Origin of the sequence: Rhizobium sp. NFR07, assembly GCF_900111905.1 — a bacterium.
In the GTDB taxonomy this organism is placed as follows: Bacteria; Pseudomonadota; Alphaproteobacteria; order Rhizobiales; family Rhizobiaceae; genus Neorhizobium.
In genome coordinates, this window is record NZ_FOKM01000016.1 from 103,702 (window position 1) to 115,281 (window position 11,580).

The window sequence follows — 11,580 nt, forward strand, 5'->3', positions numbered from 1 at the left end:
GACCCATAGTAAGAAATGTTCAGCCTATCTGGCCTACACTTCGACAGTTAATTTAATCCGGGATTGCGAATAAGACAGTCATAAAGCACTGCCTGCGCTGGCTAAACGGAGAAGTCTCCGATCGCGTGTTGCAGACTTTCCTCACTTCATCACAGGGGAGCAACGCTAGGTAACGGGACCGCGAGAAACGCGCGACCTTACGTTTGGATACAAAAAGGCCCGGCAATGCCGGGCCCTTCCACCTTAACCCTTGGATAAGGATTAGAAGGTGCGCTGGATGCGAACCATGCCAGACCACATGTCTTCGTCGACCGGGCCGTTGTCGATGCTCGTGTAAGCGACTTCCGGCTGGATCAGGAAGCCCGAAACCGGCGTCCACTGCACGTTTGCAGCAGCAGAGAAGATTTCGGAATCGGTGTAAGCAACCTGCATGTTAGCAGCTACAGTGTCCGTGAACTTGTAGCCAGCACCGCCCCACAGAGCCCAGTCGCCCCAGCCGATCGGGCCGTTGCCAGCGTTGTAGCTGCTGCCCGGAGCGTAAGCGTTGACGGTGTCGCCGTCGGTGTTCCAGCCACCCATGACGAATGCCGAGAACGCGCCGAACTTGCCGCCGAGGCGAGCCTTGATCGCACCTTCTTCAACCGATTCGTCGTAACCAGCGGTGACGCCAGCCATGAACGTGCCGTTGTCGAACTTAACGCCACCCGTTACGTCAACCCAGTCGCTTGCCGGACCCGGGATGTCGTCATCGTTCTGGCCGTCGTCTTCAAGAGCAACGTAAGCGGAGAAGCCGTTGCCACCCTTGTAGGTGTAGGCAGCCATGTTACGCTCGCTCGGGCCGTAGTTGATGACATCGTCGTTGATGACGTTGCCAGCGTAGCCGATGAAGGATTCATAGAGGGAATCCTGCAGACCAACGGTGAAGCCGCCGAGTTCGATCGTGGCAACCATCAGACGGGTGCGGGTTGCGTCGTTGAACGCGCCGCCGTTGGCATCGTCGTTGTGCGGGTTGTAGTCGAAGCGAGCAGTGATGTTCGTCTTCAGAGCGCCCCACTCGGTGTCCGAAGCGGACGACAGGTAGATTTCCGCGCGGGTGTTGGTGTAGGTGCCGTCGCTGTCGACGTTATAGACATCGCCGTACTGGGCATCAAAACGAACGCGGCCGCCAACCTTGAGGCAGGTTTCCGTGCCCGGGATGTAGAAGTAGCCGGTGCCGAACGCGTCGCAGACGCGTACGTATTCCATCGGCTCCGGCTCGGCGGCAACGATGGCGTCGGCAGCCTGAGCGCCGGATACTGCTGCGAGGGCAGCAGCGGAGCCGAGAAGAAGGCTCTTGATGTTCATAGAAATCTCCAATCGAACTTCGTGAGGCAGACGTTGGGCTAGATCGCCAAGTCAAACCCGAAAACTTAAAGCCGAACAAGTGATCTCGGCTTCGGGCCGGAAACTATGCGGCGCCTCTCACCACCGCAAGCGGAGGCGGCTACGCAAATCGTTTTATGACCACACAGGGATCACGATCTGTTGCAAAGACTCCGCAGTTTATGACCGGCCGATGACATTCCTGCACGTAAAAGGAATGCTTCATGCACCCGCCACAGCCTCACCGCGCATAAAAAAGGCCCGGCAGTGCCGGGCCTTTCCAAAGTGATTCTCTGGGGAATTAGAAGGTGCGCTGAATACGGATCAGACCACCGAACTGATCGCCACCGTCTTCCCAATCGGTGTAGGAGAGTTCCGGCTGGATCAGGAGACCCGAAACCGGTGTCCACTGAACGTTACCAGTGATCGCCCAGGTACCGAAGTCCGTGACGGAGCCCTGCACATTTGCAGCGATCTTGTCGGAGAACTTGTAACCAGCGCCGGCCCACAGAGCCCAGTCACCCCAAGGATTGCCGAGGCTATCCCCTGGAGCATACTTGTTGAGCGTATCGCCGTCGGTGTTCCAGCCACCGAGGATGAAAGCGGAGAATGCGCCGAAGGTGCCGCCGATGCGAGCCTTGATCGCGCCTTCTTCAACCGATTCGTCGTAACCACCGACGAGACCTGCCATGAAGGTACCGTTGTCATACTTGACACCAGCGGTTACGTCGACCCAGTCGCTCGCCGGCCCCGGGATGTCGTCGTCGTTCTGACCGTCGTCTTCAACAGCGATATAAGCGCCGAAGCCGTTACCAGCGTCGAACACGTAGGCAACCTGGTTCAGTTCGAACGGACCGTAGGAGATAACGTCGTCGTTGATGACGTCGCCAGCGTAGTTGATGAACGAAGAGTAGTAAGAGTCAGCGAGACCGACGAGGAAGCCGCCGAGCTGGATGTTGGCGCCGATCAGACGGGTGCGGGTCGCATCGTTGAATGCACCGCCGTTGCCGTCATCGTTATGCGGGTTGTAGTCGAAACGAGCGACGATACTCGTCTTCAGAGCGCCCCACTCGGTGTCCGAAGCGGAATCGAGGTAGATCTCAGCGCGGGTGTTGGTGAAGGTGCCGTCTTCGTTATCGTAAACGTCACCATACCAAGCGTCGAAGCGAACGCGACCGCCTACCTTGAGGCAGGTTTCGGTGCCCGGGATGTAGAAGTAGCCCGTGCCGAAAGCGTCGCAAACGCGAACGTATTCCATCGGCTCCGGCTCAGCGGCGACGATAGCGTCCGCAGCCTGAGCACCGGATACTGCTGCGAGCGCCGCAGCGGAGCCGAGAAGAAGGCTCTTGATGTTCATTTTTGACCTCCAGTCAAAGTTGAGGAGATTTGGCTCAGCTATTGCCAGCGCTTCTGAGCCAGATCCGCGAACTAAGAAAACCGACGCGAACGCCGCGCTTCCAGAAATCAAGCTAACCGAGGCCGAGCAATTGTGACAAGATTGTCAACACGCAATTCGGGCGTTCCGTGCGGTGTTTCTTGCAAAGTGTTGCAATCTTTCCGCTATCAACCATAGCGCGGGCCGGTTTCGTTTACGCCTTGTTTACAAACGGGCGCAGAAGAGTGGATCCGTTCCGTATCAGAGTATCCCGACTATAGAATCGCTCAAGCGGCACAACCATGGATTCATAGACGCTCAACATCTGCGCAGATGCCCACCCATTGATCAGATGTCGCTTTTTCAACCTTTGGGTGATGCGCCGTCATTAGCCCTGGACACGCGGCCGGTTTACAGCGAACTTTGTGACAAACATCACCGCCTGAGTGCTGCGGCAGACGGCCTACGGCACAGCCGCTACCGATAACGCGTCGCCAGCGTGAAGATGGCCACCCTCGGGGCAGGAAGCGCGCCTTGGCTCATCGAGACTGGTCGGGACCACAGCTGCCGCCCGCTAAACGGTCTCCCCCAGTGCAGCCATTCAATGGCCACCCTCACACCTCGGAGAATTCCGACGACATCAGCGCGGCCTCCGCCCTCGTAGGCAGGCGACATCCGAAGCGAGGCGAAGAACGCAAGATTAAATCCCCGAACGCAAAAAGGCCCAGCAAAGCCGGGCCTTTCCACCATCATTCCTCGCGGAATTAGAACGTGCGCTGCAGGCGGATCATGCCACCGAACTGGTCACCGTCGGCAGTGTTGCCGAAGTCCGTGTAGGAGATTTCCGGCTGGATCAGGAGACCCGAAACCGGGGTCCACTTGACGTTGGCAGTAGCAGCCAGAACTTCTTCATCGGTGTAGGCAACCTGAATGTTAGCCTTGACAGCGTCGGTGAACTGGTAGCCAACACCGCCCCAAAGAGCCCAATCGCCCCAGGTAGCAGCAGCGTACTTGTTGGCGGAGTCGCCATCAGTGTTCCAGCCACCCATGATGAAGGCCGACAGAGCGCCGAACTTGCCACCGATGCGAGCCTTGATAGCGCCCTCTTCGACCGACTCGTCGTAACCACCGACGAGACCTGCCATGAACGTACCGTTGTCGAACTTAACACCAGCCGTTACGTCGACCCAATCGCTGGCCGGGCCCGGGATGTCGTCGTCGTTCTGGCCGTCGTCTTCAGCAGCAACGTAAGCCGAGAAGCCGTTGCCGGCGTCGAATACGTAAGCGACCTGGTTCAGTTCGAACGGACCGTAGGAGATCACGTCGTCGTTGATGACGTCGCCAGCGTAGCCGATGAACGAGGAGTAGTAAGAGTCAGCGAGACCGACGAGGAAGCCGCCGAGCTGAATGTTAGCGCCGATCAGACGGGTGCGGGTCGCATCGTTGAATGCACCGCCGTTGCTGTCATCGTTATGCGGGTTGTAGTCGAAACGAGCAACGATGTTCGTCTTCAGAGCACCCCACTCGGTGTCCGAAGCGGTGTTGAGGTAAATTTCAGCGCGGGTGTTGGTGAAGGTGCCGTCGTCGCCGTTATAAACATCACCGTACTTGGCGTCGAAGCGAACGCGGCCGCCGACCTTGAGGCAGGTCTCGGTGCCCGGGATGTAGAAGTAGCCGGTGCCGAAAGCGTCGCAAACGCGAACGTATTCCATGGGCTCAGGCTCAGCAGCGACGATAGCGTCGGCAGCCTGGGCGCCAGATACTGCTGCGAGAGCTGCAGCGGAGCCGAGAAGAAGGCTCTTGATGTTCATTTTTGACCTCCAGTCAAAGTTTAATTCGAGGTTGGGTTACTTTGCCAGAGGCGTTTGTTCCCTGCCCATCCCCACGACTTTGAAAACTGACGAACCACCGCCGTTTCCGAGGTCGAAAATACAAAAGGCGGCTGATCATGCAATCGTGAAGTGGTGGTCCGGACAGATGCCCACCATGCTTCTGATCGGGATGTTGCGAAAAGGACACAAAGCCGCTTGCCGGGATCGGTAAAATTTTACGTTCCGTTAAGAAAACGCTTACGCAGCAGCACTTTAGAAATTCAGGGGAGGTCGCGGAGCGGGGAGCGATTCCGTTGCAAACCGGCAACATCAGGAAAAAAGCGGCACCCCTTGAGCGAGAGATTGAGCACCCGTGCAAACAGGGCAGCAATGGCGGAGAGGAAGGGATTCGAACCCTCGATACGCTTTTGACGTATACTCCCTTAGCAGGGGAGCGCCTTCGACCACTCGGCCACCTCTCCGGTGCGGCCTGATTATTGCGAAAGAATTGCGATGGCAAGGTCTTTTAATAAAAAGAAGCGCCCTACCCCATGATGATTATGGGGGCAGGACGAAAACAGGGCTCAATAACCGGCGCCGGAACCGACGCTTCCAGCCCCTCGACCGTAGCGGGCGGCAAGCCCTCGCAGAGCCACAGCCAGCTCGGTCACGTCGGCACCAACGGCCACGAAGGTCGCGCCAAGATCGAGATAGCGGCGGTTGAGCGTCTCGCTGAAGGTCAGAATACCGGCGGGCTTGCCGGCGGCAACGATTCGGCCGATCGCGCTCTCGATGACTTCCTGGACCTCGGGCGCCTCGATTCGGCCAAGGAACCCGAGGTCGGCGGAGAGATCGGCAGGACCGATGAACACGCCGTCTATGCCGTCGATCGCGGCAATCGCCTCGATGTTGGCGATCGCCGTCTTCGTCTCGGCCTGAACGAGCAGGCAGATCTCGTCATCGGCGGTCTGTGCGTAATCGGCAATCGCGTTGAAACCTGACGCCCTAGCGACGGCAGCACCCAGGCCGCGGCCGCCGCGTGGGGGATAACGCACGGCCTGAACCAGGGCCTGCGCCTGTTCCGGAGAATCGACCATGGGAATAAGAAGCGTGCGTGCGCCGGCATCGAGCAGCTGCTTGATGAACCAGGTTTCTCCTGAGGGCGGGCGGACGACCGGCTCGGAGCCAGAAGGGGAAATGGCGCGCAACTGGTCGATGATGCTGCGCAGGTCGTTGGGGCCATGCTCCGAATCGATCACCAGCCAGTCGAAACCGACGCTCGCCGCAATCTCGGCCGGAAGAGCCTCGCCGGTGTTCAGCCAGAGGCCGATCTGTGGACGGCCGGCCTGCAGGGCTGCCTTGAACGCGTTCTTCGGTGCGGGCATGTTTTCTCTATCCTCTTCCCGTTCTCGTCTTTTGAAGGAGTTGCGTGGCCGTCAGGCGAGCAGCTGCTTGAGATCGGCAGCCGGATCCGCCAGCACGGACTTGTCCGGGTTGATGCCGCTCTCCAGCATCTTTTTGCCCGTGACATAGGCCTTGGCATCATTGACGGCGTCGACGGCGATCAGCCTGCCATCGCGGAAATACCAGACGGACACGCTGCCCTCGCGGGCGCCGGGGCGCACCAGCGTCTCGTCGTAACCGAGATTGAAGCCGGCGATCTGCAGCTTCACGTCATACTGGTCGGACCAGAACCAGGGTTTTGGATCATAGGCCTCGCTGCCGCCGGCAAGTGTTGCGGCAACCGATTCGGCCTGGTCGACAGCGTTCTGCACCGATTCCAGCCGGATGCGGCCGCCCTGCCAGGGCAGCATGGCGCAATCGCCCATGGCGAAGATCGAGGGATCCGAGGTGCGGGCGAATTCGTCGACGGTGATGCCGTTGCCGACCCCCAGCCCGCAATCCTGGGCCAGGCGGTCATTCGGCGTCACGCCGATACCGACGATGACGAAGTCGACATCGATCACCGTACCATCCGAGAGCTCGGCTGCGCGCACCTTGCCGTCATCACCGATTAGGCGGGTGAGGCCGATCTTTTCGCGGATCACCACGCCGCGCCCATCGTGGATGGCGCGCATGATATCAGCTGTTTCCTTCGATGCGACGCGCGCGAGGATGCGGTCGGCCATCTCGATCAGCGTCACCTCGAGGCCGAGATGGCGGGCAACGGCCGCAGCCTCAAGGCCGATATAGCCGCCGCCGATGATAAGCAGCCGGCGGCCGGCCTTCATCTCGTCGGCAAGCCTGTCGGCGTCGCGCTTGTCGCGAACAGTGAAGACACCGTCCAGATCACCGCCGATGCTGGCTGGAAGTGTACGCGGCGTCGAACCGGTCGTCAGCGCCAGCGTCTCGTAGTCGAGCGTCGAACCGTCCTGCATGCGGATTCGCTTGGCTTCGCGGTCGATCTCCTCGACATATGTCGCGAGGCGGATCTCGACGTCGTTCTCGGCAAACCACGTGTCCGGCCGGAAGGTCAGCCGGTCGAAGGTCATTTCGCCGAGCAGGTATTTCTTCGACAGCGGCGGCCTTTGATAGGGAATGACCTCCTCCGAGCCGATCATGGTGATCGGCCGCGCATCCTTTAAAGCCCGCAGCTTCGCAGCCAGCGCGAAACCCGCCTGCCCTGCCCCGACGATCACCAATCTGCCTGCCACGTGACACTCCCATTCCGAATTCGTCTCCCACCGGCATAGCACCGATGAGGAGGCTTGAAGGGGTATCGCCGCGACGCCCAACCGTCAACAACGCGACATGCACGCCCGATGCGGTCCGTGCCGCCTGTTTGAGCTACGCCAAAATGTCGCGGCTCGATAAAAATTTACCAATCCGTTTCAGAATGCGTCAGCGGAGGAAGGAATAAAGTCACATCCATGGGAGAGAAAAGGGAGGATAGAATGGCCCCAACGCCACTACAGACAGACACCGAAGCGCAGGGTGCCGCCGAGCGCCGGTTCGAAAAGTTCACGATCGACCGGCCGGGCAAGGTCGTGCTGGTCGGCCATCACCTCAGCACGACGACCTCGATCCGCTGCCTGATTCGCACGATCTCCCTGCAGGGCGCCGAGCTGGATGTCAGTCCGCACGTGCCGGTGCCGACGAACTTCTTCCTGAATATTCTCGGCATTCGCGACGATATCGGCTGCACGGTCGTCTCACGCGAGGAGGAAAAAGTTACGGTCAGCTTCAATATGCTGATCGACGCGGAATTCCTTCACCATGTGATCCGGCTGAGTTTCGAGACCAGCCACTGAGCGGGCTCTAGGCAAGCCGCACGCCCTACGTTCGAGAGCGTCGCCAGCCGGCGGCGCGAGCATCCGCTTCCGTACAAAACCATCGCTCACCATATTGGGGCTGATCCGCGTCTCCTCATAATAAATCTGTCCCGGCACATGATAGATTCGCTCGCCGGTATTGATGGAGACATTGCCCTTGATACGGCAGGAAGGGCTAACACTCGGCTTGATATATTTCGCAGCGACAGGAAGCACCGTATGCCCGCCGGTTACCAGGAACGCGGCCAGACTTGCACCAATGACGATAAGCGGAAACTTGCCCATCGTCTGATCTTACAGGCAGATGCTTGCTCTATAATTTTCACATTCGTTAAAGTTGCGCAATTTTCGGTTTGCACTCATTGAATTTGCGGGCTGCCTCGCAAGGCATCGTGGGTAAAAAAGCATTGCGCCGTTCGAACCAAGAAGGAAAAGGCCGCACTTGCGTCGCGGCCAAAGCTTTCTATTGTGTGCCGGCTTTCAACCGGACACGCCTGCCATGCCTGCTTTTTCCCGCTTCACCCCGCTCATTGCCTCGCTTCCCTCGACCGTGCCCTTTGTCGGCCCCGAGGCGCTGGAGCGCAGCAGCGGTTCTTCCGTCAAGGCGCGGATCGGTGCCAACGAGAACGGCTTCGGTCCGGCGCCCTCAGTGATCGCCGCCATGGCGGAAGCGGCAACGGGCACCTGGAAATACGCGGATCCGGAAAACTTTGACCTGAAGGCGGCGCTTGCGGCACATCTTGGATGCCGGCCCGAAAATCTTGCGATCGGCGAAGGCATAGACAGCCTGCTCGGCCAGATCGTGCGGCTGGTGATCGATCCCGGCCTGCCGGTCGTGACCTCGTTCGGCGCCTACCCAACCTTCAACTTTCATGTCGTTGGCCATGGCGGCCGGCTGGTGACGGTGCCCTATGTCAATGACCGCGAAGACCTGAACGGATTGCTCGACGCGGTGCACCGGGAAAACCCGCCGCTCGTCTATTTCGCCAATCCGGATAATCCGATGGGCAGCTGGTGGGATGCCGACAGCATCGTCTCCTTTGCCAGGGCGCTGCCGGAAACCACACTGATGATTCTCGACGAGGCCTATTGCGAGACCGGACCGGCCGGCGCGATGCCGTCGATCGCAGCGCTGATCGACATGCCGAACGTCATCCGCACCCGCACCTTCTCCAAGGCATACGGCATGGCCGGCGCGCGGGTCGGTTATGCGATCACCACCGAGGGTACGGCAAAGGCCTTCGACAAGATCCGCAATCATTTCGGCATGAACCGCGTCGCCGTAGCGGCCGCGACCGCCGCCATGAAGGATCAGGCCTATCTCACGGACGTGGTCGCAAAGATCCAGGCGTCGCGCGAGCGCATTGCAGCCATCGCCTCGGCCAACGGGCTGCAGGCACTGCCATCGGCCACCAATTTCGTCGCCGTCGATTGCGGGCGCGACGCGGTTTATGCCCGTGCCATTGTTGATGGCCTTTTGCAGCACGGCGTCTTCATCCGCATGCCGGGTGTCGCCCCGCTCAATCGCTGCATCCGCATCAGCGCCGGACCGGAATCGGACATGGCACTTCTGGAAGCGGCGCTCCCCCAAGTGCTTAAATCGCTCTGAGAAACAAAGGCCGGATGCGACAGCACCCGGCCTCTTTTGTGCCAGTATCAGGCTGGCGTCAGACGACGCCGCCATTGGTATAGAGCGTCTGGCCGTTGACCCACCAGCCATCGGGGCTGCACAGGAAGGCGACGGTTGCTGCGATATCCGTCGGCTCGCCGATGCGACCATGCGGGGTGCGCTTGGCAAAACCTGCCACCTGCTCGTCCGTCTTGCCGTCGAGGAAGAGCGAGGTCGCGACTAGACCCGGCGCGATTGCATTGACCGAAATTTTTCGCCCCGCCAGTTCCTTGGCCAGGATGTTGGCGTAGATCTCCATCGCGCCCTTGCTTGCGGCACAGGGGCCGTAGGTCGGAGAGCGGAGCTGCACGATGCTCGACGACATGGCGACGATGCGGCCACCGTCACGCAGACGCCTTGCGGCCTCGCGCAATGTGTTGAAACTGCCCTTCACATTGGTATCGACCATCACGTCGAAAGCTTCGTCGGTCATCTCGCCGAAGGGCGCGAGGTTCATGACACCGGCATTGGCGACGGCGACATCGATGCCGCCGAAAGTCTGTTCGGCCACGTCGAACAGGCGGCGCACGGCGGCCGGATCGCGGATGTCGGCCTGTTCCCAGACTGCCTGGCCACCCTCGGCCTCGATGTCACGGACGACGCCGGCTGAGATCGCGGTTCAATTGACGACGACCTTGAAGCCATCTTTCGCACGGCGCTTTGCGGTTGCCGCGCCGATGCCGCGCGAGGAACCGGTGACGATTGCGACCTTGTCTGCGGTCTGAAACTGCTGTGCCCTCGCCGTGCCGGCGGAAGCGGCCGCGACGACGGCCGGAGCGATTGCGGCAGCCGAAAGGATCATCCTGCGCGAGAGAGCGTATTTCCGAGAGTTATCTTCCAGGATGACCTTCCCTATTGTTTTTCAAGGCAGCCGCCACCGTTCCGGCAGAAGCAGCTTCCACCGGTCGGTCACGCCCACATTTGCTCCTCTGCCGCCCCGCCGTATCGGACGAGCGATCGCGAAGGATCGTTACTCGACACGCGACCGGCAGGCCGACACTGTACTGCAGCATCTTCATGTCGCAAGATGCAGCACGTGCGCACTCTTCTTGACTAACTCTCTTATGGAAAGTAGGCACTTCCAGGTATTGTACTTACCTCGAGGGAAGATATGGGAAAACCGAACGAATCCGTGTTCACGCCCGAGGAACTTTCTCGTGCACAGTCCTACAAAGCGCGTGACTACCCCAAAGATGTCGACCCCGGCGTCGAGGACGTCGTTCGGGGAATGCTTGCGGGCTTCGCCGACAAATGGACGGTCGTCATCCTCGACACGCTGTGGGACGAAGGCACGCTGCGCTTTTCGGAACTCGGACGGCATGTGGAAGGCATAAGTCAGAAGATGCTGACCCAGACGCTGCGGCGGATGGAACGTGACGGGCTGGTCATACGCACGCTCTACCCCTCCGTGCCGCCGAAGGTCGAGTATCGATTGTCGTCGCTCGGGCTGACGCTCGGGGCAGCCTTCTGCAATGTCTGGATCTGGGCGGTCGAGAACCACAAGGCGGTGCAGGCCGCGCGTGAAGAGTTCGACGAGAAGGATTGAGATCTTCGACAAAAGCAAGAAACCGCGCCGGCCTTGTTTCTGCCGGTCGCGGTCCTGAATTGTCGTCACGTCCCGGTCGGACGCGCGCCTCCTCTTTTATCGGTGTTCCGCCCTCTTGCGGGGCGGATGAATATTCAGATCGTGCTCAGTGAACCGTCATCCATTCGCGGGCGGCACGGAGCGCTTCGGCAAGCTGCATCTTGCTCATCGTCTGGGCGAGATCGGCGCGCAGTTCGGCGGCGCGGTCGGACCCCTTGATCGCGGCAATGTTCAGCCACTTGTGGGCGGACACGAGGTCGATATCGACCCCGCGGCCCGTTGCATACATCAGACCCATGTCGCAGAGAGCTTCTGCGCGGGCATCGCCACCCATGGTGGCCATTTCAGACATTGTCATTTCAAAGCGTGCCATCGGTTTTAATCCCTGTTCAAAGACTTGTTCTTCTGCCCTGTTCATCTCCCTTAGGACCGCCGTCTAACGCGGCTTTTTCTGATCCTTCGGGTCGGCGGTTATCCGCTCGTTTGATGAGCCCAATGTGCCGCAA

At 59.9% G+C, this 11,580-nt stretch carries 9 protein-coding genes, 1 tRNA gene and 2 pseudogenes; 3 read left to right on the forward strand and 9 right to left on the reverse strand.

The features are described 5' to 3' along the window. Positions 1 to 261: 261 nt before the first annotated feature. From BM216_RS26970 to BM216_RS26995, 6 genes are all read right to left on the reverse strand, one after another. Positions 262 to 1,344, reverse strand: a complete 1,083-nt coding sequence (locus tag BM216_RS26970; RefSeq protein WP_093002427.1) for a porin — start codon at positions 1,342 to 1,344, stop codon at positions 262 to 264. A gap of 319 nt (positions 1,345 to 1,663) precedes the next feature. Beyond that, positions 1,664 to 2,719, reverse strand: coding sequence for a porin (locus tag BM216_RS26975; RefSeq protein ID WP_093002429.1), 1,056 nt, complete (start codon positions 2,717 to 2,719; stop codon positions 1,664 to 1,666). A 782-nt stretch (positions 2,720 to 3,501) separates the two neighbouring features. Then, on the reverse strand, positions 3,502 to 4,548 hold the full coding sequence (locus BM216_RS26980; RefSeq protein ID WP_093002431.1) for a porin: 1,047 nt from the start codon (positions 4,546 to 4,548) through the stop codon (positions 3,502 to 3,504). 391 nt (positions 4,549 to 4,939) lie between these two features. Continuing rightward, positions 4,940 to 5,030 (reverse strand) — tRNA-Ser (locus BM216_RS26985). A gap of 102 nt (positions 5,031 to 5,132) precedes the next feature. Then, positions 5,133 to 5,933 (reverse strand): aldolase/citrate lyase family protein, encoded by an 801-nt coding sequence (locus BM216_RS26990; RefSeq protein ID WP_093002433.1) that lies wholly within the window; start codon positions 5,931 to 5,933, stop codon positions 5,133 to 5,135. A 51-nt stretch (positions 5,934 to 5,984) separates the two neighbouring features. Next, on the reverse strand, positions 5,985 to 7,202 hold the full coding sequence (locus BM216_RS26995; RefSeq protein ID WP_093002435.1) for an NAD(P)/FAD-dependent oxidoreductase: 1,218 nt from the start codon (positions 7,200 to 7,202) through the stop codon (positions 5,985 to 5,987). Positions 7,203 to 7,442: 240 nt separating this feature from the next. On the opposite strand from BM216_RS26995, the gene BM216_RS27000 reads away from it, so the two are divergent. Next, complete coding sequence (locus tag BM216_RS27000) at positions 7,443 to 7,799, forward strand: PilZ domain-containing protein (RefSeq protein WP_093002437.1); 357 nt, start codon at positions 7,443 to 7,445, stop codon at positions 7,797 to 7,799. A 25-nt stretch (positions 7,800 to 7,824) separates the two neighbouring features. Here BM216_RS27000 and BM216_RS34770 read toward each other — a convergent pair. Next, a pseudogene (locus BM216_RS34770) lies at positions 7,825 to 8,105 on the reverse strand (hypothetical protein). 214 nt (positions 8,106 to 8,319) lie between these two features. Here BM216_RS34770 and BM216_RS27010 point away from each other — a divergent pair. Beyond that, positions 8,320 to 9,429: a pyridoxal phosphate-dependent aminotransferase gene (locus tag BM216_RS27010; RefSeq protein WP_093002495.1), complete on the forward strand. Its 1,110-nt coding sequence runs from the start codon at positions 8,320 to 8,322 to the stop codon at positions 9,427 to 9,429. Between the two features lie 58 nt (positions 9,430 to 9,487). Here BM216_RS27010 and BM216_RS27015 read toward each other — a convergent pair. After that, positions 9,488 to 10,291, reverse strand: a pseudogene (locus BM216_RS27015) (SDR family oxidoreductase). A gap of 309 nt (positions 10,292 to 10,600) precedes the next feature. On the opposite strand from BM216_RS27015, the gene BM216_RS27020 reads away from it, so the two are divergent. Then, the gene (locus tag BM216_RS27020) at positions 10,601 to 11,035 is read left to right on the forward strand and encodes a winged helix-turn-helix transcriptional regulator (RefSeq protein WP_093002439.1); all 435 of its coding nucleotides are present in this window, start codon (positions 10,601 to 10,603) and stop codon (positions 11,033 to 11,035) included. 145 nt (positions 11,036 to 11,180) lie between these two features. Here the strand turns inward: BM216_RS27020 and BM216_RS27025 are convergent, their stop codons facing one another. Beyond that, a complete protein-coding gene (locus tag BM216_RS27025) occupies positions 11,181 to 11,447 on the reverse strand; it encodes an SEL1-like repeat protein (protein WP_093002440.1) in 267 nt (88 codons plus the stop codon). Positions 11,448 to 11,580: the final 133 nt, after the last annotated feature.